General features: G+C 71.5%; 25 protein-coding genes. 8 read left to right on the plus strand and 17 right to left on the minus strand.

The genetic code is table 11. The features are described from left to right. From JHAT_RS16495 to JHAT_RS16505, 3 genes are all read right to left on the minus strand, one after another. Positions 1 to 639: DUF2637 domain-containing protein (locus JHAT_RS16495; RefSeq protein ID WP_143660443.1), on the minus strand; the 639-nt coding region annotated here is incomplete at its 3' end. A gap of 91 nt (positions 640 to 730) precedes the next feature. Beyond that, positions 731 to 1,642 (minus strand): DUF3558 family protein, encoded by a 912-nt coding sequence (locus JHAT_RS16500; protein ID WP_253195512.1) that lies wholly within the window; start codon positions 1,640 to 1,642, stop codon positions 731 to 733. Between the two features lie 117 nt (positions 1,643 to 1,759). Then, entirely contained in the window at positions 1,760 to 2,641 is an 882-nt protein-coding gene (locus JHAT_RS16505; RefSeq protein WP_171990923.1) for a DUF3558 domain-containing protein, read from the minus strand. Positions 2,642 to 2,845: 204 nt separating this feature from the next. Here JHAT_RS16505 and JHAT_RS16510 point away from each other — a divergent pair, with 204 nt between their 5' ends. Then, positions 2,846 to 4,039 (plus strand): RtcB family protein, encoded by a 1,194-nt coding sequence (locus tag JHAT_RS16510; RefSeq protein ID WP_077798943.1) that lies wholly within the window; start codon positions 2,846 to 2,848, stop codon positions 4,037 to 4,039. Between the two features lie 21 nt (positions 4,040 to 4,060). On the opposite strand, the gene JHAT_RS16515 is transcribed toward JHAT_RS16510, so the two are convergent. Then, complete coding sequence (locus tag JHAT_RS16515) at positions 4,061 to 4,843, minus strand: SDR family NAD(P)-dependent oxidoreductase (protein WP_077798944.1); 783 nt, start codon at positions 4,841 to 4,843, stop codon at positions 4,061 to 4,063. A gap of 178 nt (positions 4,844 to 5,021) precedes the next feature. Then, complete coding sequence (locus tag JHAT_RS16520) at positions 5,022 to 5,360, minus strand: YnfA family protein (RefSeq protein WP_077798945.1); 339 nt, start codon at positions 5,358 to 5,360, stop codon at positions 5,022 to 5,024. A gap of 108 nt (positions 5,361 to 5,468) precedes the next feature. Between JHAT_RS16520 and JHAT_RS16525 the strand changes: the two genes are divergently transcribed. From JHAT_RS16525 to JHAT_RS16540, 4 genes are all read left to right on the plus strand, one after another. Continuing rightward, positions 5,469 to 6,569, plus strand: a complete 1,101-nt coding sequence (locus JHAT_RS16525) for an LLM class flavin-dependent oxidoreductase (protein ID WP_077798946.1) — start codon at positions 5,469 to 5,471, stop codon at positions 6,567 to 6,569. Continuing rightward, entirely contained in the window at positions 6,566 to 7,168 is a 603-nt protein-coding gene (locus JHAT_RS16530) for an FMN reductase (RefSeq protein WP_077798947.1), read from the plus strand. The genes JHAT_RS16525 and JHAT_RS16530 overlap by 4 nt, the downstream gene beginning before the upstream one ends. A 61-nt stretch (positions 7,169 to 7,229) precedes the next feature. Further along, positions 7,230 to 7,997, plus strand: coding sequence for a response regulator transcription factor (locus JHAT_RS16535; RefSeq protein WP_077798948.1), 768 nt, complete (start codon positions 7,230 to 7,232; stop codon positions 7,995 to 7,997). Between the two features lie 108 nt (positions 7,998 to 8,105). Beyond that, a complete protein-coding gene (locus JHAT_RS16540; protein ID WP_375603567.1) occupies positions 8,106 to 9,482 on the plus strand; it encodes an ATP-binding protein in 1,377 nt (458 codons plus the stop codon). A 51-nt stretch (positions 9,483 to 9,533) separates the two neighbouring features. On the opposite strand, the gene JHAT_RS16545 is transcribed toward JHAT_RS16540, so the two are convergent. The 3 genes from JHAT_RS16545 to JHAT_RS16555 form a co-directional block, all read right to left on the minus strand. Then, positions 9,534 to 9,962, minus strand: a complete 429-nt coding sequence (locus JHAT_RS16545) for a hypothetical protein (protein WP_077798950.1) — start codon at positions 9,960 to 9,962, stop codon at positions 9,534 to 9,536. Between the two features lie 194 nt (positions 9,963 to 10,156). Further along, positions 10,157 to 10,663, minus strand: a complete 507-nt coding sequence (locus JHAT_RS16550) for a DUF4396 domain-containing protein (RefSeq protein WP_077798951.1) — start codon at positions 10,661 to 10,663, stop codon at positions 10,157 to 10,159. 136 nt (positions 10,664 to 10,799) lie between these two features. After that, positions 10,800 to 11,765 (minus strand): Rieske 2Fe-2S domain-containing protein, encoded by a 966-nt coding sequence (locus JHAT_RS16555; protein WP_171990924.1) that lies wholly within the window; start codon positions 11,763 to 11,765, stop codon positions 10,800 to 10,802. A 277-nt stretch (positions 11,766 to 12,042) separates the two neighbouring features. Between JHAT_RS16555 and ctaD the strand changes: the two genes are divergently transcribed. Next, the gene (gene ctaD / locus JHAT_RS16560; RefSeq protein WP_077798952.1) at positions 12,043 to 13,755 is read left to right on the plus strand and encodes a cytochrome c oxidase subunit I; all 1,713 of its coding nucleotides are present in this window, start codon (positions 12,043 to 12,045) and stop codon (positions 13,753 to 13,755) included. Beyond that, positions 13,752 to 14,126: a hypothetical protein gene (locus JHAT_RS16565; RefSeq protein ID WP_077798953.1), complete on the plus strand. Its 375-nt coding sequence runs from the start codon at positions 13,752 to 13,754 to the stop codon at positions 14,124 to 14,126. Before ctaD ends, JHAT_RS16565 begins: the two co-directional genes overlap by 4 nt. A 47-nt stretch (positions 14,127 to 14,173) precedes the next feature. On the opposite strand, the gene JHAT_RS16570 is transcribed toward JHAT_RS16565, so the two are convergent. The 6 genes from JHAT_RS16570 to JHAT_RS16595 form a co-directional block, all read right to left on the minus strand. Further along, positions 14,174 to 14,893 (minus strand): phosphodiesterase, encoded by a 720-nt coding sequence (locus tag JHAT_RS16570; RefSeq protein ID WP_077798954.1) that lies wholly within the window; start codon positions 14,891 to 14,893, stop codon positions 14,174 to 14,176. Then, complete coding sequence (locus JHAT_RS16575; RefSeq protein WP_077798955.1) at positions 14,890 to 16,077, minus strand: zinc-dependent alcohol dehydrogenase; 1,188 nt, start codon at positions 16,075 to 16,077, stop codon at positions 14,890 to 14,892. The genes JHAT_RS16570 and JHAT_RS16575 overlap by 4 nt, the downstream gene beginning before the upstream one ends. Continuing rightward, positions 16,074 to 16,538, minus strand: a complete 465-nt coding sequence (locus JHAT_RS16580) for a hypothetical protein (RefSeq protein ID WP_077798956.1) — start codon at positions 16,536 to 16,538, stop codon at positions 16,074 to 16,076. Before JHAT_RS16580 ends, JHAT_RS16575 begins: the two co-directional genes overlap by 4 nt. A 211-nt stretch (positions 16,539 to 16,749) precedes the next feature. After that, positions 16,750 to 17,337: a hemerythrin domain-containing protein gene (locus JHAT_RS16585; RefSeq protein WP_077798957.1), complete on the minus strand. Its 588-nt coding sequence runs from the start codon at positions 17,335 to 17,337 to the stop codon at positions 16,750 to 16,752. A 9-nt stretch (positions 17,338 to 17,346) separates the two neighbouring features. Next, the gene (locus JHAT_RS16590; protein WP_077798958.1) at positions 17,347 to 18,546 is read right to left on the minus strand and encodes a hypothetical protein; all 1,200 of its coding nucleotides are present in this window, start codon (positions 18,544 to 18,546) and stop codon (positions 17,347 to 17,349) included. 481 nt (positions 18,547 to 19,027) lie between these two features. Beyond that, positions 19,028 to 19,771 (minus strand): SDR family oxidoreductase, encoded by a 744-nt coding sequence (locus tag JHAT_RS16595; protein ID WP_077798959.1) that lies wholly within the window; start codon positions 19,769 to 19,771, stop codon positions 19,028 to 19,030. Between the two features lie 104 nt (positions 19,772 to 19,875). On the opposite strand from JHAT_RS16595, the gene JHAT_RS16600 reads away from it, so the two are divergent. Beyond that, complete coding sequence (locus tag JHAT_RS16600) at positions 19,876 to 20,724, plus strand: LysR family transcriptional regulator (RefSeq protein ID WP_077798960.1); 849 nt, start codon at positions 19,876 to 19,878, stop codon at positions 20,722 to 20,724. A 450-nt stretch (positions 20,725 to 21,174) separates the two neighbouring features. Here the strand turns inward: JHAT_RS16600 and JHAT_RS16610 are convergent, their stop codons facing one another. The 3 genes from JHAT_RS16610 to JHAT_RS16620 all read right to left on the minus strand — a co-directional run bounded on the left by JHAT_RS16610 (position 21,175) and on the right by JHAT_RS16620 (position 24,218). Further along, positions 21,175 to 22,302: a three-Cys-motif partner protein TcmP gene (locus JHAT_RS16610; protein WP_077798961.1), complete on the minus strand. Its 1,128-nt coding sequence runs from the start codon at positions 22,300 to 22,302 to the stop codon at positions 21,175 to 21,177. Positions 22,303 to 22,402: 100 nt separating this feature from the next. Further along, positions 22,403 to 23,158, minus strand: a complete 756-nt coding sequence (locus JHAT_RS16615; protein WP_077798962.1) for a DUF5131 family protein — start codon at positions 23,156 to 23,158, stop codon at positions 22,403 to 22,405. Between the two features lie 166 nt (positions 23,159 to 23,324). Further along, positions 23,325 to 24,218 carry a phosphorothioated DNA-binding restriction endonuclease gene (locus JHAT_RS16620; protein WP_077798963.1) on the minus strand — a complete coding sequence of 298 codons (894 nt, stop codon included), beginning with the start codon at positions 24,216 to 24,218 and terminating at the stop codon, positions 23,325 to 23,327. Positions 24,219 to 24,366: the final 148 nt, after the last annotated feature.

Raw genomic sequence — 24,366 nt, forward strand, 5'->3', positions numbered from 1 at the left:
GCCGTAGCGGGCCAGGCGCAGCGGCATCAGGGACTCCACCGGCGCCTTGCGCCGCCAGGCGCGGCCGAAGCGGGAGCGCAGCCGGGCCTGGTACACCAGGCGCTCCTGCTCCAGCTTGATCACCTGCTCGTAGGAGCGCAGCTCCCACAGCTTCATCCGGCGCCACAGGAGAAAGGTGGGCAGGGGCGAGAGCAGCCAGCGGGTGAGGCGGACGCCCTCCATGTGCTTGTCGGCCGTGATGTCGGCGATCCGCCCGACCGCGTGCCGGGCCGCCTCGACGGCGACCACGAACAGGACCGGGATCACCGCGTGCATGCCCACGCCCAGCGGGTCCGGCCAGGCCGCCGCGCCGTTGAACGCGATCGTCGCCGCCGTCAGCAGCCACGCCGTCTGGCGCAGCAGGGGGAACGGGATGCGGATCCAGGTCAGCAGCAGGTCCAGGGCGAGCAGCACGCAGATGCCCGCGTCGATACCGATCGGGAACACGTAGCTGAAGTTCCCGAAGCCCTTCTTGAGGGCCAGCTCGCGGACCGCCGCGTACGAACCGGCGAAGCCGATGCCGGCGATGATGACGGCACCGAAGACGACGACGCCGATGAGAACGCGGTGCATCCGTGTCAGCTGAAGTGGCGCGGCCACCCGTACTCCCCTCCCAGTGCCTGTTGTTGCGCGGAACAGAGTGGCACATGTGTGCGGGGGGACGGGCGGCCGGTCGGGTCCCCCCTGGTCACTAGGACTTCGCGGAGCTCTTCGACGGGCGCTTGGAGGAGTCGTCCGAGGCGCCCTCCGAGGCGCCCTCCGAGGCGCCCTCCGAGGCGTCCTGCGAGGCGTCGCCGGAGGTGCCCTTCGACGCCTGCGCCGACGCCGACGGGGAGCTGCTCGCCGCGCCGCCCGCGCCGTTGGCCTTCATCACCGCGGCCACGACCTCCTTGGCGGCCTTCTGCGCGTCCTTCGCCAGGTCGTCGGCGTCCGGCGTCTTGTCACCGGCCAGGCCCGCGCCGTTGTAGTCGACGGTGACGACGACGTTCTCGACGCGCGCCACGACCGTCTGCTGCTTGAAGGTGCCTTCCTTCTTCTTCAGGTCGTAGCGCACGATCGTGGCCTCGTCGCCCGTGCTGCTCACCGGCGCCGTCTTCACGCTCTGCGCGCCCTCGGCGGCCTGCGCGTCCTGGAGCTGCTTCGTGTACTGGTCGTGCGCCAGCTCGTCGCCCGCGCCGCGCGTCACGTTCGAGTCGAAGCGCAGCACCGACACGCTCAGCCAGCGGAACTGCGAGCCCTTCACCCCGTTGTCGTCGAGGCTGTCCCAGGAGCAACTGCCGCGCGTCGACGTGTCGTTCGACGTGCCCTCCTTGCCGGAACCGGCCTCCGGCACCAGCTCCTCCAGCGTCTTCTTCGACAACGTCGAGCACGGCTCGGGGAGTTTCCCGTACGCCGCCGCCCGCACCGTCGGGGAGGGGCTCGCGGACTCCGGCGCCGCCGTGGTCGTCGCGGCCTTGTCCTTGCCGGAGTCGGAGTCGGAGTCGGAGGAGCAGCCGGCTGCCACCAGCATCACGGGTACGGCGGCCGCGCCGACAAGGACGCGGGTGAGTCGCTTCGTTCGCTGGTCACGCTGGGCTCGTCGCTGCATGGTTCCTTCACTCATGGCACTCGTGGTTCCTGCGTCCGGATCGGGTCCGAGGGGTCACGGTACGCGCCCGGCACCGCGCGCGTTCCGCACCACCGTGCCCGCCGGGCGGCCCGCACGGGGTCGGGAGCGGGCTCAGCCACCCAGCGAATCCGCCAGCTGGGAGGCGAGTTTCCGTGCCCTGTCCTGCATTTCCTTGCTGTCGGGCACGACCCCGACCGTCGCCGGCTGCTCCGCGTACTCGACGGTCACCATCACGTTCGACGTGCGGAACGCCACAGTCACCGTGCGTCGTTCCGCCGTCGAACCGGAGGTGTTCAGCTCGTCGTCCACGAACGCCTCGTCGCCCAGGTCGTCCAGCAGACGCGGCTGGAGGTCGGTGGGGGTGCCGTCGGAGGCGGACGGGCTCGACGATGGCGAGGCGGGCGACGAGGACCCCGAGGCCGGCGCGGAGGACGGGGCGCCCGGGCCGGTGGACGACGCGCCGGGCGACGGGGTGCCGGACGGCGACCCGGAGACCGACGCGGACGCCGAATCCGAGGCCGGGGCCGACTCCGAGACGACCGGCTCGGGCAGGTGGGCCGCGTCCACCCGCTGGGCGAAGAGCCGCTCGGCCTCGCTGTCGTCGCTCACGGAGGTGTCGTACGACACGACCCGCTCGAAGTCGACGAAGAGGTGGTCGGTGGCGTCCGCCGACTCCACCTTCCAGCGGCAGCCGACCTTGCGGTCGGTGTCGTACGCGAGCGTCGGTTCGCCCGCGTACGCCTTCTCGCGCTGCTGCTCGTCCGCGATCTCCTGGATGCCGGGCAGCAGCGAGTCGAGCGTCTTGTGGCCGACCGCGCGGCACGGCTCCGGGAGCGTGCGGTACTTGCCGGGCTGCGCCGCCCGGCTGGCGACGCCGGGCTGCCCGGGGTTGGAGTGGTCCGTCGTGGCGCCGTCGTCCGAGCCGCCGCTGCAGCCGGCCAGCAGCGCCGCCAGCAGGGCGGCGACGCCGGGTACGTAGGCCTTCCGCTGCACGGTGCGGCTCCTCTCGCCGGTGTGGCTGTGGTCGGTACTCCAGTGTCCCCGCTGGTTATTCGCTTGCCGCGCGGGGGCGCCCCCTGCAGACAATGTGTATCGCACGCGCCGCCGTGACCGCCGGTCAGCCGTCTCTTTGGCTGCCCTTGGCGTCGGTTCTGCGCTTTGATACTTCTGCTGTGTTTCCGGGGGAATGAGGACGATATGTCGTACGTGGAGATGCCGGGCGCGAAGGTACCGATCCGCATGTGGACCGATCCGGCGACGGTCGAGGACGTGGCGCTGCAGCAGCTGCGCAACGTCGCGACCCTGCCGTGGATCAAGGGCCTGGCGGTCATGCCGGACGTGCACTACGGCAAGGGCGCGACGGTCGGGTCCGTGATCGCGATGCAGGGCGCGGTGTGCCCGGCGGCGGTGGGCGTCGACATCGGCTGCGGGATGTCGGCGGTGAAGACGTCCCTGACGGCGAACGACCTCCCGGGCGACCTGTCGCGCCTGCGGTCGAAGATCGAGCAGGCCATTCCGGTGGGGCGGGGGATGCACGACGACCCCCTCGACCCGGGACACTTCCACGGGCTGGCGACGGCCGGGTGGGACGACTTCTGGGGGCGGTTCGACGGGGTGGCGGAGGCGGTCAGGTTCCGTCACGAGCGGGCCGGGAAGCAGATGGGGACGCTCGGATCCGGGAACCACTTCATCGAACTGTGCACGGACACGACCGGTTCCGTCTGGCTCATGCTCCACTCCGGTTCCCGCAACATCGGCAAGGAGCTGGCCGAGCACCACATCGGCGTCGCCCAGAAGCTCCCGCACAACCAGGGGTTGGTCGACCGCGACCTCGCCGTGTTCGTCGCGGACACCCCGCAGATGGCCGCGTACCGCAACGACCTGTTCTGGGCCCAGGAGTACGCGAAGTACAACCGCACGCTGATGATGGCGCTCTTCAAGGACGTGGTCCGCAAGGAGTTCAAGAAGGCGAAGCCGGTCTTCGAGCAGGAGATCTCCTGCCACCACAACTACGTGGCGGAGGAGCGGTACGAGGGCATGGACCTGCTGGTGACCCGCAAGGGCGCGATCCGCGCGGGGTCCGGGGAGTACGGGATCATCCCGGGCTCCATGGGCACGGGTTCGTACATCGTCCGGGGGCTCGGCAACGCCGAGTCCTTCAACTCCGCCTCCCACGGCGCGGGCCGGCGCATGAGCCGCAACGCCGCCAAGCGCCGCTTCTCCGTCAGGGACCTGGAGGAGCAGACGCGGGGCGTGGAGTGCCGCAAGGACTCCGGCGTCGTGGACGAGATCCCGGGCGCCTACAAGCCGATCGACCAGGTCATCGACCAGCAGCGCGACCTGGTCGAGGTCGTGGCCAAGCTCAAGCAGGTCGTCTGCGTGAAGGGCTGACGCCCGGGGTGCCGTCCGGCGTCACCCCTCCCGGTGCACCTTCGTGTTCGACGCCTGGGCGCGGGGACGGACGACCAGGAGGTCGACGTTGACGTGGGCGGGGCGGGTGACCGCCCACGTGATGGTGTCGGCGACGTCGTCGGCGGTCAGGGGCTCGGCGACGCCCTGGTAGACCTTGGCCGCCTTCTCCGCGTCGCCGCCGAAGCGGGTGAGGGCGAACTCGTCGGTCTTGACCATGCCGGGCGCGATCTCGATGACGCGGACCGGGCGGCCGACGATCTCCAGGCGGAGGGTCTCGGCGAGGACGTGCTCGCCGTGCTTGGCGGCGACGTAGCCCGCGCCGCCCTCGTAGGTGGACAGGCCCGCGGTCGAGGAGACGACGACGACCGTGCCGTCGCCGCTCGCCTCCAGCTTGGGGAGCAGGGCCTGGGTGAGGTTGAGGGTGCCGATGACGTTCGTCTCGTACATGCGGCGCCAGTCGTCCGGATCGCCGGTGGCCACCGGGTCGGCGCCGAGCGCGCCGCCCGCGTTGTTGACGAGGACGCCGACCGTCTTGAACGCGGTGGCGAACTCGTCGACCGCCGCGCGGTCGGTGACGTCCAGGGGGTAGGCCGTGGCCTGGTGGCCGGCCGCCTGGATCTCCTCCGCCAGCGCCTCGATGCGGTCCTTGCGGCGGGCGGTCAGGACGACGCGGTAGCCGGCGGCGGCGAGCTGCCGGGCCGTGGCGGCGCCGATGCCGCTGCTCGCACCGGTGACGACGGCGATACGGGAGGCGGCGGACGGGGCGGCGGCTGCGGTGGCCATGGGCTGCTCCTGGTACGTACGGCGGGTGGTGCGGACGTCGCCGCCCAGGTTAGCCAGCCGCCGCCCGGCGTGGTCGGCCGCCGTCGCAGCCCGGTCGGCCGCCGCCCGGCGTGGACCGGCCGCCGTCGCAGCCCGGTCGGCCGCCGCCCGGCGTGGACCGGCCGCCGTCACGGCCCGGTCAGCTGCCGTTGCGCGGTGCCCACATGATCAGGGCCATCCCCGCCAGGCAGACCAGCGCGCCCGCCACGTCCCAGCGGTCGGGGCGGTAGCCGTCGGCGGCCATGCCCCACAGGATCGAGCCGGCGACGAAGACGCCGCCGTACGCGGCGAGGATGCGGCCGAAGTGGGCGTCGGGCTGGAACGTGGCGACGAAGCCGTAGGCGCCGAGGGCGAGGACGCCGCCGACGGCCCACAGCCAGCCGCGTTGTTCGCGCACGCCCTGCCAGACCAGCCAGGCGCCGCCGATCTCGAAGAGGGCGGCGACGGCGAAGAGGGCGGCGGAGCGCAGGACGATCATGCGGGCAGCTTCGCACGGCCGGAGCGGGGGGTGGGGCCGGAATAACGTCCGGGGGCAGGTCGTTCGCGGGTATGGTTGAACCATAAACAACCTGGAGGTTGAGCGACCATGCAGTTCGGCATCTTCACCGTCGGCGACGTCACCCCGGACCCGACCACGGGGCGCACGCCGACCGAGCGTGAGCGCATCAAGGCCATGGTCGCCATCGCGCTGAAGGCCGAGGAGGTCGGCCTCGACGTCTTCGCGACCGGTGAGCACCACAACCCGCCGTTCGTGCCCTCGTCGCCGACCACGATGCTCGGTTACATAGCGGCGCGCACCGAGCGGCTGATCCTGTCCACCTCCACCACGCTGATCACCACCAACGACCCGGTGAAGATCGCCGAGGACTTCGCGATGCTCCAGCACCTGGCCGACGGCCGGGTGGACCTGATGACGGGCCGCGGCAACACCGGCCCGGTCTACCCCTGGTTCGGCAAGGACATCCGCGAGGGCATCAACCTCGCGATCGAGAACTACGCCCTGCTGCACCGGCTGTGGCGCGAGGACGTGGTGAACTGGGAGGGCAGGTTCCGCACGCCGCTGCAGGGCTTCACGTCCACCCCGCGGCCGCTGGACGGCGTCGCGCCGTTCGTCTGGCACGGCTCGATCCGCTCCCCGGAGATCGCCGAGCAGGCCGCCTACTACGGCGACGGCTTCTTCCACAACAACATCTTCTGGCCCGCCGACCACACCAAGCGCATGGTCGAGCTGTACCGGACCCGCTACGCCCACTACGGGCACGGCACGCCCGAGCAGGCGATCGTCGGCCTGGGCGGTCAGGTGTTCATGCGGAGGAACAGTCAGGACGCGGTGCGCGAGTTCCGCCCGTACTTCGACGTCGCCCCGGTCTACGGCCACGGCCCGTCGCTGGAGGAGTTCACCGCGCAGACCCCGCTGACCGTCGGCTCCCCGCAGCAGGTGATCGAGAAGACCCTCGCCTTCCGCGACTACGCCGGTGACTACCAGCGCCAGCTGTTCCTGATGGACCACGCCGGACTGCCCCTGAAGACCGTCCTGGAGCAGCTCGACCTGCTCGGCGAGGAGGTCGTGCCGGTGCTGCGCGAGGAGTTCGCCAAGAACCGCCCGGCGGACGTGCCGGACGCCCCCACCCACGCCTCGCTGCTGGCGAGCGCGAAGAACGTCGAGCAGGAAGGAGCACGCGCATGAAGCTCGTCGTCGTCTCCGCGGGACTGAGCGTCCCGTCCTCCACCCGGCTGCTGGCCGACCGGCTGGCCGCCGCGACCGCCGGGCGGACCTCGGTCGAAGCGCGGGTCGTGGAGCTGCGCGACCTCGCGGTGGAGATCGCGCACACCTTCACCAACGGCTTCCCCGGGCGGGAGCTGTCCGCCGCCTTCGACGCCGTACGGGCGGCCGACGGCCTGATCGTCGTCACGCCGGTGTTCTCGGCATCGTACAGCGGGCTGTTCAAGTCGTTCTTCGACGCGCTGGGCGCCACGGAACCGGACGCCCTCGCCGGGAAGCCGGTGCTGATGGCGGCGACCGGCGGCACGGCCCGGCACTCGCTCGTGCTGGAGCACGCGCTGCGTCCGCTCTTCGCCTATCTCAAGGCCGTCGTCGTCCCGACCGGCGTCTACGCCGCCTCGGAGGACTGGGGCGCCGAGGGGCTGGACGGGCGGATCGAGCGGGCGGCGGGCGAGCTGGCCGCGCTGATGACCGGGCTGTCGACGGTCAGGAAGCCGGCCCGGGACACCGACGAGGTCGTGCCCTTCGAGGAACGCCTCGCCGCGCTGCGGCCCGCCGGGTGAGATCTGGGTAAGAGGCCCGGCCGCCCGTCCGCGGGGCCCTCGGCCTTGGCAGACTGGACGGGTGCCCCGGACTGTTCTGCTCGCCGAAGACGACCGCGCCATCCGGCACGCCCTGGAGCGCGCCCTCACCCTGGAGGGCTACCGGGTCACCGCGGTCGCCGACGGCGTCGAGGCGCTGGCGCAGGCCCGCGCCGGCCGCCCGGACGTGCTGGTCCTCGACGTGATGATGCCGGGCGTCGACGGCCTCCAGGTCTGCCGGGCGCTGCGCGCCGAGGGCGACAGCACACCGATCCTGATGCTGACGGCGCTCGTGGAGACCGCGGACCGCATCGCGGGCCTGGACGCGGGTGCCGACGACTACGTGGTCAAGCCGTTCGACGTCGAGGAGGTCTTCGCCCGGCTGCGCGCGCTGCTGCGCCGCACCGACCGGACGGAGACGGACGGCACCGGGACGGTGACCGCCGGGGACACCCCGACGACGGGGGAGGGCGCGTCCGGGCGGGCTCCGGAGCGCGGGGAGCCCGACGGCCGGTACCTGGAGGCGGCCGGGCTCCGCATGGACCCGCGGGCGCGCCGCGCCTGGCGGGGCGAGCGGGAGCTGGAGCTGACCCGCACCGAGTTCGAGCTGCTGGAACTGCTGGTCCGCAACGCGGGCATCGTCCTCGACCACTCCACGATCTACGACCGCATCTGGGGCTACGACTTCGGCCCCGGCTCGAAGAACCTCGCCGTCTACGTCGGCTACCTGCGCCGCAAGCTCGACCAGCCGGGCGCCCCACAGCTGATCCAGACCGTGCGCGGGGTGGGTTACGTGCTGCGGGAGGGCTGAGTGGGCACCTCGTCCGGAACGGGCGGCCGGGGCGGAACGGGGGGCTGGACCGGGGCGGGGGGCCGGGGGCGGCGGCCGCGGCTGCGGTCGCTGCGGACCACGTTCGCCGTGTCGTTCGCGACGGTCACGGCCGTCGTCACCGTCCTCGTCGGCGTGCTGTCGTACAACGCCGCCGCGCGGCTGGTGCGGGTGGACCAGGAGTCCGTCTTCGACCAGGTCGTGCAGGACCTGCGCGCCGAGGTGCGCGAGCGGCCGATGTCGCCCGGCGACTTCTCCTCGTCCGCGCCCGGCCACGACATCGTGCGCCCGGCCCGTACGGACGTGCAGGTGCTGGGGCCGGACGGCGAGGTCTCCGACCCGGCCGGCCGCCGGCTGCCGGTGACCGGCGAGGACCGGCGGACGGCGGGCGCCGCGGTGGCCGGGCGGATGGTGCAGCACAGGGACGTGGACGTCGGCCACGACGTCTACCGGATCGCCACCGTCGCCCTCGGCGACGGCCGGGGCGCCGTGCAGGTGGCGCAGGAGTTCAGCGACACCGAGGACCTGCTGCGGGCCCTGCAGCGGCGGACCTGGGTGCTGATGGGCGCGGTGGTGACCGCGGCGGGCCTGTGCGGCTGGTGGCTGGCGCGGCGCATCACCCGGCGCCTGATCGCCCTCGCCTCCGCCGCCGAGGACGTCGCCCGCACCCGCCGGCTCGGCATCCAGGTACCGGTCACCGGGCACGACGAGGTGGGCCGGCTGGGCCGCGCCTTCGACCGCATGCTGGGCCGGCTCGCCCAGTCGGAGGAGGACCAGCGGCGCCTGGTCCAGGACGCGGGCCACGAGCTGCGCACCCCGCTGACCTCCCTGCGCACCAACATCTCGCTGCTGCGCCGGATCGACGAGCTGCCGCCCGCCGCGCGCGAGGAACTGGTCGCCGACCTGGGGCAGGAGGCCCGGGAGCTGACCGACCTGGTGAACGAGCTGGTCGAGCTGGCGGCCGGTCAGTCCGGGACGGAGCCGGTGCGGCCGGTCGACCTCGGGGAGATCGCGTACGAGGTGGCGACCCACGCCCGGCGCCGTACCGGGCGCGAGATCAGCGTGCGGGCCTGCGGCGACACGACGACGACCGGCCGGCCCGTCATGCTGACCCGCGCGATCTCCAACCTGGTCGAGAACGCCGCGAAGTTCGACCGGGGCGGCACGGGCCCCATCGAGGTCACCGTGGCCGGTCCGGCTCGTCCCGGCACGATCAGCGTCGAGGTCCGCGACCGCGGCCCCGGCATCACCGACGCCGACCTGGTCCGCGTCTTCGACCGCTTCTACCGCGCCGCCGACGCCCGCTCCCAGCCCGGTTCGGGCCTCGGCCTGTCCATCGTGCGGGAGGTGGCGCTGGCGCACGGCGGAGCGCCGTTCGCCCACCGGCGGGAGGGGGGCGGGTCGGTGATCGGGTTCACGGTGGGCGAGGTCCCGGCGCGGGACGAGCCGCCGGGCGGCACGGCCTGACGGCGGTACCGCCTGACGGCGGTTCGGCCTGACGGCGGTACGGGCCGGCGCTCAGGCCGACGACGTGCGGCCGTGGTCGGTGCACAGCGCCCAGATGACGAAGACGCCGACGCCGATGGAGATGATCGCCCAGAGCGGGGTGTAGGGCAGCCAGAGGAACTGCAGGATCACGAAGAGGGCGGTGAGCCCGACGCCGAGGCCCCGCGCCCAGGCGGCGCCCGTGAGGACGCCCCAGCCGGTGATGATGACGAGGGCGCCGAGGATCAGGTGGATCCATCCCCAGGAGGTGAGGTTGAACTTGAAGACGTAGTCGCCGACGGTCGCGTAGACGTCGTCCTTCGCGATGGCGGCGATGCCGCTGAAGACGCCGAAGAGGCCTTCGAGCAGCATCAGTACGCCGGCGAGGACGACGCCGCCGGAGGCCCAGGCGGCCCTGCTGTTTCCGGACCGGGCTCCGGTGCTGCGGGTGGCGTTGGCCATGGTCGTTCTCCGTCCCTCGGAGTCCGCGATGCGCGGGCACTCCCCAGTGTTCGTCCGCAACCGGACGGCCACGACCGGGCGTAGGCCATTCGGGTGAAAACGTCGACGGATCCCGGTGTGAGGACGTGGGGGAGGCGGCCGGAGGCCGGCGATGCGGCCGGACGCGCCGGTGGGCGGACGGCGGGGCGGGCCGGTCAGTGGTAGGCGTGGGCGACCGCGTGGCCCTTGCCGCGGCCGATCATCCACTTGTTGACCGGCGTGGTGAGCACGAAGGCGAGGGCGAGCCCGCCGATCAGCGCGTACCAGAACAGCCCGTCCGACAACTGGGCGTCCATCGCGCCCGGCACCAGGGCGATGATCCCGTTGTCGACCAGTTCCATCACCGCGATGGAGACCGTGTCGGCGGCCAGCGCGACCTTGACCGCCGCCTTGAGGTCCAGCCCGGCCCGGCGCACGGCGAAGAGCGTGAACGAGTAGCCGAAGAGGAACGCCAGTGCGACGGCGAGGACCATCGTCGGGACGTTGCCCCACCCCAGGGCGGTGCCGATCACCATCCCGAGGATCTCGCCGACGGCGCACCCGGTCAGGCAGTGCAGCGTCGCCTTCGCGGCCATGGCCCACGACGCCGGACCGTGCCCGTGGTGCCGCCCGTGCCCGTGCCCCTGCGGTTGCTCGTGCTCGTGCTCGTGCTCGTGGTCCATGACCTCGCCCCCGTCCGATGCCCGGCGAACCTCTGCTGGCCCGCCTCACACCTCGGAACCATATACCCCCCGGGGGTATATGCCAAGGGTTCGGCGTTCGGGAGGGGACGGGACCTCTCGGCGTACGGGGGTGACGTCAGGCGCCGTGCCCGTGCAGGCGGCGCTCGTCCGCCCGCGCCGGCCCGGCGTCCGTCCCGGGGCCGGGCGGTGCCGCGTCCGGCCCGCGCAGGCTGACCTCCACGCACCCGTCGACGACACGCGTGTCGAAGACGGGCTGGGGCGCGGTGGCGGGACCGCGGACGTTCCAGCCGTCCGAGAGTCGGAAGACGCTGCCGTGCCAGGGGCACTCGACGCACCCGTCGGCGACCGTGCCCTCGGACAGCGGCCCGGCGAGGTGGCTGCACCGCTCGGCCAGCGCGTGGAAGGCGCCGCCGGTCTCCCGCACCACCAGGACCGGCACGTCGTCCACGGTGCGCCGCACCGGCCGGCCGGCCGGGAACTCGTCCACGCCGCCGACCCGGTGCCAGCCCTCGGAGACGACGTGCGGGACCTCCTCGGCGTGGTTGGCGCCGGACGCCTGCCGGTAGGCCAGGTGGCCGCCGAGCATGCCGCCCACGCCGACCGCCGTCAGCCCGAGGAAGCCGTACGTCCGCCCCGCGCCGGTCCGCCCGGTGAGGCGGCAGACGAGCGAGGCGCCGTACAGGCCCAGGGCCGCCGTGTTGGCCAGGGCGTGCACCAGCCCCACCCGTGTCTGCTCGCGGCGCAGTTCGGCCCAGTCGACGGCGCCCGCCAGCGCGGCGGGGACGGCCGCCGCGAGTCCGACGCCCACCAGGGCGCCGGCCTCCCGGGAGCGGCCGGGCCACAGGTCGAGCACCGCGGCCGACATCCAGCTGCCGACCGGCACCTGCACCAACAAGGGGTGCGCGGGATGGCCGAGCGGCTTACCGTGCAGCACGTCCCGCGCCCGGCCGAGCGGCAGGGCCCGTACGCGTCCGGTCAGCACGTCGATCACCGCGTCCGCCCGGGAATCACGCTCCAGGGCGTCCAGCAGCGACAGCATGCGGTTCTGTCCGATGGGGCGGCGACGCGGCTCTTTCCTCATGCGCGCCGGGTCCCCCTCGGACAGAAGGGGCAAACGGGTCTCCGGTGCGCGGCGGCGCCGCGCCCGATGTGCCGGGTCCCGCCGTCTCACCCGTACGGCTGGAACCTTGACCCGTTCGGGCCGCGTACCGCCCTCTGCGGGCGCGCGTCGGCACCGGGGGGCACTACTTTCCCCACGGTTGTGTACTCCCTTTTCCCCGGCTGCGCGGGCGGTCGTCACCGTCCGTGCCGCCCTCTCCTGCCGAACGCCGAGTGCCGAACGCCGAGTAAGGATCCCGATGGCGACCCACACCGAGCCGGTGGCCCCCGTCCCCACGCCCGAGCGGCGGGGGAGGGGCCACGTGGTGGTCACCTGGCTGACCACCACCGACCACAAGAAGATCGGCCACCTCTACCTGATCACGTCGTTCGGTTTCTTCCTGATCGGCGGGGTGCTGGCGATGGTGGTGCGGGCCGAGCTGGCGCGACCGGGCCTGCAGATCGTGTCCGCGGAGCAGTACAACCAGTCCTTCACGATGCACGGCACGATCATGCTGCTGCTGTTCGCCACCCCGACGTTCGCGGGGTTCGCCAACGCGATCATGCCGTTGCAGATCGGCTCCCCGGACGTGGCGTTCCCCCGGCTGAACATGCTCTCGTACTGGCTCTTCCTCTTCGGCGGGCTCATCGTCGTGAGCAGCTTCCTCACCACCCAGGGCGCCGCCGACTTCGGCTGGACCGCCTACCCGCCGCTCAGCGGCGGCGAGCGCACCCCGTACGTCGGCGGTGACCTGTGGATCCTGGGCCTGGCCCTGTCCGGCTTCGGCACCATCCTCGGGGCGGTCAACTTCATCACCACGATCATCTGCATGCGCGCCCCCGGCATGACCATGTTCCGGATGCCGATCTTCACGTGGAACGTGCTGCTCACCTCGGTGCTCGTGCTGCTCGCCTTCCCGGTGCTGGCGGCGGCCCTGCTGGTGCTGGCGGCGGACCGGCAGTTCGGGGCGCACGTCTTCGACCCGGAGAACGGCGGACCGATCCTGTGGCAGCACCTGTTCTGGTTCTTCGGGCACCCCGAGGTCTACATCCTCGCCCTGCCGTTCTTCGGGGTGATCACGGAGATCCTGCCGGTCTTCTCCCGCAAGCCGATCTTCGGTTACACGAGCCTGATCGCCGCCACGATCGCCATCACCGGCCTGTCCGTGACCGTCTGGGCGCACCACATGTTCGCCACCGGCGCCGTACTGCTGCCGTTCTTCTCCTTCATGAGCTTCCTGATCGCCGTGCCGACCGGGGTGAAGTTCTTCAACTGGACCGGAACGCTCTGGAGGGGCTCCCTGTCCTTCGAACCACCGATGCTGTGGGCGATCGGCTTCCTGGTCACCTTCCTCTTCGGCGGGCTGACCGGCGTCCTGCTGGCCTCACCGCCGATGGACTTCCACGTGCACGACAGCTACTTCGTCGTGGCCCACTTCCACTACGTGGTCTTCGGCACCGTGGTGTTCGCCATGTTCGGCGGCTTCAGCTTCTGGTGGCCCAAGATGACCGGCACGATGCTGGACCACCGGCTGGAGAAGATCCACTTCTGGACGCTGTTCGTCGGCTTCCACACCACGTTCCTGATCCAGCACTGGCTGGGCGCCGAGGGCATGCCCCGCCGCTACGCCGACTACCTCGCCGCCGACGGCTTCACCACCCTCAACACCATCTCCTCCATCGGCGCCTTCCTCCTCGGGCTGTCCACCCTGCCCTTCCTCTACAACGTCTGGCGGACCGCCCAGTACGGCGAGCGGATCGAGGTCGACGACCCCTGGGGCTACGGGCGTTCGCTGGAGTGGGCCACCTCGTGCCCGCCGCCCCGGCACAACTTCGTCACCCTGCCGAAGATCCGGTCCGAATCCCCCGCCTTCGACCTGCACCACCCCGCGGTCGCCAGCCTCGACCAGGCGGAGAACACCGGTCAGCGCGACATCCTGGACACCAGCGGCCACAAGGGCGAACGGCCGTGACCGGCGGCCGCGCTCGTCGTCCGGACCCCGACGTGGCCGCGGCGATCGGGGCCGAGGCGGAGGGCTTCCTGCTGGCGCGGTCGCACTGGACCGAGGCGCACCGCGAGGCGCGTGCCCTGTGCGACCGCCTGCCGTGGCTGACCACCGCGCAGGCGGAGGACCTCACGCACCACTACGTCGACGGCCGGATCGCCCTGTCCCGCCGCATGCTCGCCGCGACGGTGCGGCGGGCCGAGGAACTGCGCGAGGAGTACGAGGCCCGGTACCTGGAGCTGCGGCGCCGTCTGCTCGTGCGCCACGCCGCCTGGGCGTCGGCCACGCTGGCGTGCTCGGCGGGCGTCGGCAGCACGCTGTGCACCCTGTTCCGCTGAGGGACGCACCGAGGAGGGCGCCGAGGGACGCTCCGCACCCCGCTCCGTCAAGGGGCGGGGTAAAGGGCGGGGTGCTCCCGTTCCGAGGCGCCCCGCCCCCGGCGGGAGCCCGCGTAGGCCGCGTCGCGGAGCCGGCGCAGCCGACCGGTGGGGTGCAGGCCGGGCAGGCAGTGCGCGTAGGGGTCGTAGGACACGGTGGCCGTGCCCGGAGCGGCGTGCGCGGCGTCCAGGGACAGGACGGCGAAGGTGCTCCAGGGCTCGTCGGGGGCGGCCGCGCGCAGGTCGAAGCGGACGGGACGGCGGGCCAGCTCCTGCCACAGCGTCGGCAGCGCGTCACCGCCCGGGGCGCGGACCGGGAAGGCCGCCAGGACGCGTTCGCGGCGCCCCGTCCGGTAGGACAGCAGGGTGGAGTACGGGCCGGTCAGGGCGTCGGGCCGCAGGAGCGGCAGGTGACGGCCGAACCGCCCGGGACGGCTGGACGTGAACAGCACGTCGAGCGCGGTGCCCGGGCCGTCGGCGTCCTCGACCCGGACGGCCAGACCGAGGCCGTCCGGCAGCCGCCGGGGCAGGCCCAGCGCACGGGACCAGCGCACGGTCGCCCGGTAGGTGGCGGGCCGGTCCAGCCAGGCCGCGCCCCAGGCGCCGTCCGCGCGGCCGGTCACGGTCAGCGTCCCCGTGCACAGCACCCCGTGGGGGTGCAGGGCCGGTGCCGAGCGCCGACGGGCCAGGCGGTCGGCCACGAGGTGGGCGGTCCGGTCGACGATCATGCGGCCCCTCGGGTCCCGGGACGGATGACGGCCCGGACGCAGCCGTCGGTCTTGTGCTTGAACATGTCGTACGCCGTGGGCGCCTCGTCCAGCGAGAGGGTGTGGGTCGCCAGGTGGGCCGTCTCGATCTCCCCGGCGGCCACCCGCTCCAGCAGCATCGGGATGTAGCGCTGCCCGTGCATCTGGGCGCCGCGCACGGTGAGCCCCTTGTTGATCACGGCGCCGAGCGGGAACTTGTCGACGGCGCCCGCGAAGACGCCCAGGATGAAGACCGTGCCGGCCTTGCGGCACGCGTGGATGGCCTGGCGTACGGCGGTCGGCCGGTCGGTCTGGAGACGCAGCTGCTGCTTGGCCTGGTCGTACAGGTGCATCGGGCCGTCGCTGTGGGCCTCCATGCCGACGGCTTCGATGCACACGTCGGGGCCGCGTCCGCCGGTGCGTTCGCGCAGTTCCGCGGCGACGTCGGTGGTGGTGTAGTCGATGGTCTCCGCACCGGCGTACCGCTCGGCCATGGCCAGCCGTTCGGGGATGCGGTCGATGGAGATGACCCGTTCGGCGCCCTTGAGGACGGCCGCCCGGGCGGCCATCTGCCCCACGGCCCCGCAGCCCCAGACGGCGACCACGTCGCCGGGCTTCACCCCGGCCAGGTCGGCGCCCATCCACCCGGTGGGGACGGAGTCGGAGACGAACAGGGCGCTGGTGTCGTCGACGCCCTCGGGGACCTTGAAGGCCCCGTAGTCGGCGAAGGGGACGCGGACGTACTCGGCGTGGCTGCCGCGCAGGCCCCCCATGGCGTGCGAGTAGCCGAAGATGCCGGCGGTCTCGTAGCCGAACAGGGCCTGGCCGATGCCGGGGTTGGTGTTCGTGTTGTCGCACAGGGACCACAGGTCGTTGGCGCAGTACCAGCAGCGTCCGCAGCCGATGAAGGAGCAGACGACGACCCGGTCGCCGACCTTGTGCCTGCGCACCGCCGGACCGGTCTCGACGACCTCCCCGACGAACTCGTGGCCGATGACGTCGCCGGCGCGCATCGCCGGGATGTAGCCGCCGATGAGGTGCAGGTCGGAGCCGCAGGTGGTGCCCGCGATCAGTCGCACGACGATGTCCTGGTCGTTGCGCAGTTCCGGATCGGGGACCTGCTCGACGGACAGCTTGTTCACGCCTTCCCAGCACAGCGCCTTCACAGCACTCCCTCCCCGCCGGAGCGACGGGTGAACAGTTCGACCAGCTTGCCGCCCGGCGTGGGCCGGGTCGTCGGCGGCGCGTCGGGGCGCAGCACCTCCCCGGCCTCCAGGAGGGCCTTGGTCTCGCGCAGCGCGAGCCGCAGCTCCTGCCGCGGGTCCCGGCCGGCCAGGCGTGCGGGTGCGGAGGACGACGCGGCGGACACCGGTTCCCTGAACCGGGCGGCCACCTCCGTGCCGCGGTCGCCCGGCGCGGGGCTCACCCGCACGTCGATCTCGTCCGCGAACCGCCGGAGGGAGCCGGGCAGTTTCCCGGCCGGTCGCACATCCGACATCGAGCGGTTGACCGTCACCGTCAGCCACCGGTCGGCCGTCCGGTCCTCGCTCCGGTGCGCCGTCCCGGCCTTCCGCGCCGCCGCGACGCCGGCGGCGACTATCGGGAGCATCCACAACGCCTTCTTCATGAGCAGCCTTCCGCCGGAACCTGGCCATCACCGTCGGGGGGCGGGTTTCCGCGTCCCTCACGACGAAACGACGACGTGCGGGGCGTGCGGGCGTACGGGGGACGCGGGGCGTGCGGGGGACGCGGGGCGTACGGGGCCCTGGAGAACGCCACCGGGGCGGCGCACCGCCCTCGGCGCACCGCCCCGGCCGGACCGCGGCCCGTTGCCGGACCTACGTGCCCATGGCCTTGCGCACGGCGTCCTTGGTGCGGTCCATGAGGGCGGCGACGGGGCCGAGGGCCACGTTCTTCGCCCCGGACTCGACGCCCGGGTGGGGCCGGGTGGGCGCCATCGCCTCGGCGGCCTTGATCGCCTTGGCCATCGAGGCGAGGCCGGCCGTGTCGGCGCTGCGGCGGATGTGGGTGAACTCGTAGCGTTCCTCGGCCCGGGCGTGCTCCTGCACGTCCTTGCGCAGCTTCAGCAGCTGGGGCATGAACTTCGGGTCGTCGGTGTCCATCTCGTCGAGCGCGGACAGCGTCTCCTTGGCAGCCTTCTCCTCGGCGAGCCGGTCCTCCACCACCTGCTCCCCGCCGGGGAGCGCGCGCCGGGCGAAGGGGTGGACGACCTCCTCCTCGGCGGTCTCGTGCACGGCCAGCAGCCGTACCAGGCGGCGGAACGCGTCCCGGCGTTCCTCACCCGTGCAGGCCTCGACCTCGTCGAAGAGGTTGCGGATGTCGCCGTGCTGGCGCATCAGCAGGGAGACGACGTCGTCGTCCCGGGCCTTGTCGTCCCCGGCGTGCGGGGTGTGCAGCTCGGACATGTCGCCCCCCTACTTCTCGCGCTGCGCGGGGTCGGGGTGCTCGCCCTCGGTCTGGACGCGGTACTCGCGGCCGAACATCTCGTCGTGCTCGGTCATGACCCGGTCGCTCGGGGGAGCCTCGCCGCCGTGGATGCTCTCCTGCATCTTCTCGAACCGCTCGTGCGCCTCGCGCACGTAGCCGGCGCCGAGCGTCGTGAGGTCCATCTGGGTGTCCAGCAGCTCCCGCAGGTAGGCCTTGTTCGGCTCGAAGGTCAGCACGTTGGGCAGCTCGGGGGCCAGCACCGAGGCCGGGTCGCGGCCGTCGTGCTCGCGCATGAGGTCGCAGGCCAGGTGCAGGTGCTCCAGCTCCATGTTCAGGTGCAGCTCCCAGATGGCCTTCACCCGGGGGTCGCTCTCCTGCTCCATGAAGGAGTGGTAGAGGTAGCACTCGTTGTACTCGTGGTTGACGAGCTGCTCCCACCACGTCTCACCCGGGTCCACCAGGGACTCGTAGTGGGTGACGTGCTCCTCCTCGATCAGCCCGATCTCCTGGTAGAGCTGACGGGCGATCGGCTCCATGTAGGTGGGGCCGGTGTTCATGTAGAAGTTCATGGTCTGCTGCTCCGCCGACATGATCGTCAGGGCGTGCAGCTTGGACAGCGGGTCCGTGCGGTCCTTGGCGTAGGGGTCGCGGACGTTGTCGACCGGATTGCGGTGGTGGTACCGGGTGGGCCGGCCGGGCATGACCTCGGTCAGGTTGTCGACGATCGACTCCGCCTTGCGGTGCTCGATCATCTCGTACAGGTTCGCGTACCGGTACAGGTGGTCGAAGTCCTCCAGCACACCGAACTGGTAAGCCTGCTTCAGGTACGGGTCCGGCTCCATCCGCGCCACCCACGCCGTCAGGTCCACCGCGACCTGCTCGTAGGCGATGGTCGTCTCCAGCACCGAGGAGACGCCCGGCAGCAGCCAGTTCACGACCTTCTGCTGCTGCGCCTCGATGTAGCGCACCCGCGCGAGCTGCCGCTTGATCTCCGGGTCGGCGGTGTGGCGGGCGAGGTGGTGGCTGAACAGGATCGCCTCCACCTCGATCCCGTTCATCGTGATGATCCGACAGCGGGTGTACGGGTCGCAGTGGTCGGGGTCGATCGGGTCCACGTTCAGCTCACGCCAGTTGCGCAGTTGGCGGTCCAGTGGGATACCCCGCTGCTCCAGCGGATTGAAGGTCATGGGGGGGTGCCTCCTGAGGAAGAGGGGACTCGCGCGCCGCTGGGGTACCCCGCTCCGGGCGACGAGCACGCACGTGTGCCTCAGTCTGTGCACGGCGGATGCTTTTGAGCCACCGCTCGCGTCCCCGGTCCGCAGGGTTCCCCCGTACGGCTCAGGCCGGGTGGAAACGCCCGGGAACGGGGCCACGGCACCGTCCTCCGCGCACACCGTCCAAGCACCGCCGCGACCGGCCGGTCGGTCGGAGCGACCGCGGCGGCGTTCCCGCTCGGCCGTCACGCCGGAACAGTCTCCGTCCTCCGTCGGAACGGCCCACGGCCTCCGTCGGGCGACACACAGACGCCCGGTGCCCTCCGGCCCCCCCCGCCTCGTCGGTCGGCCGTCGGCGGCTCGGGCGCGACGGCCGTACCGACAGGGTGCGACAGTGCCGGTCACCTGGACGCGTACGCGTCGTCTCCCCGGAACGGCGCGCGCGGACCGTTCGTCACCAGGGCAGCTCTCCCTCGTCGTCGAAGAAGCGGCCCGTCGGCTCGTCGCCGTCCACGGTGGCCAGCCGGATCGCGGCGGCTGCGCCCTGCTGAGGAGTGCGCACTCCCCGGAAGCCGTTCAGATCGGTCGCCGTGTAGCCGGGGCAGACGGCGTTGACCAGGATGTGCGTGTCGGCCAGTTCCTTGGCGTACTGCACGGTGACGGCGTTGAGGAACGTCTTCGACGGGGCGTACGCGACGGCGAGGGGGCCCGTCTCGGTGCCGGGTGCGGTCTGGAGCGTGAGGGAGCCGACGCGGCTGGAGACGTTCACGATCCGCGGCGCCGGCGAGCGGCGCAGCAGCGGCAGCAGGGCGTTGGTGACGCGGATGACGCCGATGACGTTGGTCTCCACGGCCGCCCGTACCCGGTCCACGTCGACCGTGGTGGGCTCCTGCGGTACACCGCCGGTGACGCCGGCGTTGTTGACGAGCGCGTCCAGCCGCCCCGTCTGCTCCTCGATCAGCCGGGCCGCCGCGGTCACGCTCGCGTCGTCGGTCACGTCCAGCGGCACGCCGAACACGTCGGCGCCGGCCGCGCGGAGCCTGTCCACGGCGGCCTCGCGCCGTTCCTCGTTCCGCGCGCCGACCCCGACCGTCCAGCCGAGGGCGCCGAGCCCGGCGGCGATCTCGTACCCGATGCCCTTGTTGGCCCCGGTCACCAGCGCGACCTTGGGGCGGTTCACGGTGTTCGTCTCAGTCATGACACCGATGCTTCTCCCCCGCCGGGCAGGGCGTCCAAGACCGACTGGGTGGGCGGCGATACCGCCCGGGTATCACTCCTGGCCGGGCTGGTTAGGCTGGTGGGGTGGAGACACGTGAGCTGCGGTACTTCGTCGCGGTCGCCGAGGAGCTGCACTTCGGCCGGGCGGCGCAGCGGCTCGGAATCGCCCAACCTCCGCTGTCACGGGCGATCGCCGGGCTCGAACGACGCCTGGGCACCACCCTGCTGGAACGAGGCGGCCGGGGCGTCGCCCTGACCGGGACCGGGGAGGTGCTGCTGCGGGAGGCGCGGGCGGCGCTGGACGCCGTCGAGGCCGCGGAACGACGCACCCGCCGGGCCGCACTCGCCGCGACGGGCCGTCCCGCCGTGGTCCTGGCCGCGAAGGCCGGCGCCTCCGACGAACTGCTGGCCAAACTCCTCGACGCCTACGCCGCCGAGCCCGGCGCCGTCGACGTCGACGTCGTCCTGTGCGGGCCGGGCGAGCAGGCCACGGTGCTGCGCACCGGCCGGGCCGACGTGGCCCTGCTGCACCGGCCCTTCGACGACACGGCCGGCTTCGACACCGAGGACCTGCACTCCGAGGGCCAGATCGCGGTCCTCCCCGCGGGCCACCCTCTCACCACCCGTCCCCACCTGCGGCTCGCCGAGGTCACCGCCCTCCCCGACCTGCCCCTGCCCCGCTGGCCCCGCCCCGACGGCACCTTCCCGGACGGCCCCGGACCGCAGGTGCGCGACCACACGCAGCTCGCCCAGCTCATCACCCTCGGCCGCGCCTGTGCGGTCGTCCCGGAGTCGAGCAGCACCGGCCTGCGCGACGGCCTCACCGCCGTTCCGATCACCGACGCCCCCCGCGTCACCACGGTCATCGCCTGGCCCCCGCACAGCCGTTCGGCGGTGGTCGCCGCACTGGTCCGCGCCGCCACCGCCCTGTGACCGACGGCGGTGAACGCCGGGACACCGTGCCGGTTCCGGGGTCGGCTCCTGGGTGACCAAGCCGACCGGACGTCTTCCCCACCAGGACCTCACCGCGACCCGGCGGACGATCAACCGGTCCCTGTCAGCGGCACGAGTGCCGGTCGAACGAAGCATCGCGAGACTGAAGGCTTGGCGCGTCTTCCGCAGAGCCCGCTGCAGCCCCGCCCGATCGACCGGCCCCTGCGAAACCCCCGACTCAGGGCCACACCAGGCAGTACGCCTGATGCCCCGCCTCGTGCAACCGGTGGCTGAAGTCCTGCCACTCGTGCAGCGATTGGAAGAGGCGGGGTTGTGACCTGTGCATTCTCGGTGAAACGTGCGTTGACCTGCGGGAACTCGTCTCGGTAGTTCTCACGGGTCAACGCCGTTTCCCAGGCTCATGTGCCCTGGATGTGCCCTCGTGGCCACTCACCAGAGGACACCCTGCTCGCCCGACGGACCGGTACGGGGCGGCTGCACCACTGCGCTCACTCGGGTCTTGGTGTTGATGGCACGAGGTTCCGTCGTCACAGCGCCTGACTCGCGTAGCTGTCGGACGGCCGTGATCACTTGGGCGGGCCGGTAGACGGTCTCCAGGAGGGTGTAGCGCTGGAGCTCCGTGACAGTTCGCCCCTTGGGAGCTTCGGATATGAAGTCGTGCAGGATGCGTCGTAGCGGAGCCGTATCCGGTTCGAATACGAGATCCAGCATCTGCTGTTCGGTGTCCCTGGGGTCGCGGTAGCGGACGCCGTAGGAAGGGTCCACCTTCCACATGGCGTCCTTCATCTTCTCCAGTCCCAGCTCATGCTGGGTGCCGAAGATCAGGTAGAGCTTCCTGCCACCTTCGTCGACCATCTCGAAGTACAGCGTGTGCGTGAAACCGGCCTGGCGCAGCGTGGCCCGGTATTGCTCGCGAAGGAACGTGAACTTGTGCGAGGACGGCTGCCGGAATACGTCTTGCCACTCCTGGCTGCCGAAGGCTTCGTCACCGAGTTTCCGGTGGCCGTCGTGTCTCTCGGCGAACCGGGTGAGGAAGGCGGGTTCGAAGGTCACCATGACTTCCGTGCTTCGGTAACGACCGAGCTCATGCAGGAGCGAGTACGGGATGTCGGGCCCACCGAAGCTGTCCAGGAGGACAAAGAGGGGCTTGCCCAGCCTGCCAGTGCTTTGCAGCTTCCTCAGAAGGGCCGGGTGGAAATCTCCCTGCCCGATGTCGACCGACAGACGTGCAGTGATGTTGTCCGCGTGCCTCGATTGCACGAGGGTCATCTGGCGTTGCAATTCCTCCACCCGCCGGTGGTCTTCCTCCATGAGGATCAGACGCGTGCGCTTAGGGAAACGGTGCAGAGCGCGGGCGAAGACCTCGTAGGCGACGACGGGGGACCCGGGCTCGCCCTGCTTATAGACGCCGGCCCCCGCGAACCCTTCTGCGTAGGTGATCACGTCGTTCCGCGACAGAAGGATCGGCGCCCACGCTTCCAGGTACCGCCTGAGTAAGTCGTGTTTGGCGGCCGTGTGCGGATCGCGTTCCCATACGGCATCCTTCGGTACGGCCATGACCGCTCCCCCCACTCGTCTACGGCCCCGCTGGGGAGAGGGTCACACACCGTTGCCATATGCCACCAGAGCGCGTACGGCGTCCGTTGAAGATTGGCTGTTACTGTGCTGCCATCGGCAGGCGAGGTGGCATCTCGTCCCATGTGACCCCTGCGAGCTCACGGCCTCCTGATTTGGGTGTACGGCCGCCCCATTGCTTGAAGAAGAACGGCACGTCGGCGTCGCTGCAGGCGTCGCGGATCTCGAACAACCATTCCTCATGCACGGGTCGATGCTGGGGTCCGGATTCGCCGCCGGCGATCACCCAGCCGATGTCGTCCAGGCGCAAGTCCGTCAGCGGGCCGAGCAAAGGTTCGCAGGACAGGAAGCGCACTGCGGCGGGCACCTGCCGCAGGTCGTCGATGCGGTCCATGTGATCCGCGTTCTCGACGGAGACGCCCATCCAGAGGTTGGGGGGCCAGTCAAGTTGGTCCGCCAGTCGCCGGAGCCTTCGGGCTCGCTTCGTCAGCAGCTGGTACGTGTGTTGCGGGGTGTCGGCGATCACCTGGAAAACCTGCCGTACGAAGTCCAACGGCACCTTGGCGTGGAACAGATCGCTCATGGAGTTCACGAACACCATGCGGGGGGTCTTCCACTGGCGCGGAATGGCCAGCGTGTCCGCATGGAGCGTGAGGCCGAAACCGGGGCCAGATGTCCTGGGGTCCCCGTCGGCCTGGTACTTCGCCACCCCCATGGCCTTGAGGCGTCTGGATAACGTCAGGGCGTAGCAGTTGTCGCACCCGGGGGAGATGCGATCGCAACCGGTGGTGGGATTCCAGGTCGCCTCAGTCCACTCGATGGTGCTGCGATCGCCCATGGGTCCCCTCCCGTAACAGTTGAGCAAGGGCCACCAGCGCTTGCCCACTCAGCGCTTCGACTGCGCTGCCTAACGAGCGACGTACCGAACTGGCACGCGACCGTGCCCATCTTTCAGGTCGAACACACGTTCTGTGAAGGGGGTGTCTCGTGGGTGGCTGCCAGGGTCAGGCAGCCGTGGCAGGGCGCGGTTCGCCGCGGAATACTTGCTGGGCATGCCAGTCGCGGTGAACTGCGGCAACAGGGCGCGAGCCGGGCTGAGGGCCGATGAGTGGACGGCCCGCGAGGGCTATGACGTGCGTGCGAGCGGCGGGGCTGTGACCGACGAAGCGTTGTGAGACCAGGATGCGGTGATCATCCCCCACGCCGAGGACGCCCATGTCGAAGAGCTTGTGGTGCAGCGCGCACAGGCACAGCCCGTTCTCGATCTCGTCGGGTCCGCCGAACGCCCACCAGCGCACGTGGGCGGCCTCCAGCCCGACGGGTACCGCGCCGATCCTGCCGTCGTATCCGCAGAAGGCGCACCGGTACTCATAGGCGGTCAACACCAGCTCCCGCATCTGCGGGTCCCGCTGCCTGCGTACAGCCGAGAGCTGCTCGGCCTCCGCCGGCTCCAGTCCCAGGCCGACGGCTTCGCACAGTTCCCCGTGCAGAGAGGGTGGGAAGTGCAGGTCAAGCAGCAATCGCGCGATTCTGCCGAGCAGGTCCGGTTCACGTCGCAGGGCCGCTCTCAAGTTCGGCGCGAGCTGCCCCGTGGCGCCCGTCTCTCGGAGGTCCCGTACCCCGCTGCCCGGGCTGCCTGGTCCGTGATCAGTGCGGACTTCCCACACGCCGTCGCTGACCAGGTGGTGGAAGGGGTAGGCGGGTGTCGTCTTGTGGGGTGGGCCGTACTCGATGAGCAGTCGCTGCAGGTCTTGCTCCACCGCGGTGTAGCGCAAACCGCCGTCGGCGTCCTCCTGGAACCGGCCGAGGGCGTACAGGAGCAGCAGCGGCTTGTGTGGAGCGCGCGTTCCACTCCTGGTCCACTGCCTCAGCTTCGCTATCCGCTCCAGCCAGTCCATGTCGGCTGATCGTAGACGGGCCTGCCCGCACACGTGTGGGCACTGCTCGGGCACGTTGCTTGCCTGAACAGGCGCGGGCGTGGTGCGGGTCGGGAGCGACAGAGGTTCCGTCAGCCGTGACGCTGAGCGCGAGGCCAGCCGTCCTGGC

The organism is Streptomyces sp. JHA26 (assembly GCF_002005565.1).
GTDB lineage: Bacteria > Actinomycetota > Actinomycetes > Streptomycetales > Streptomycetaceae > Streptomyces.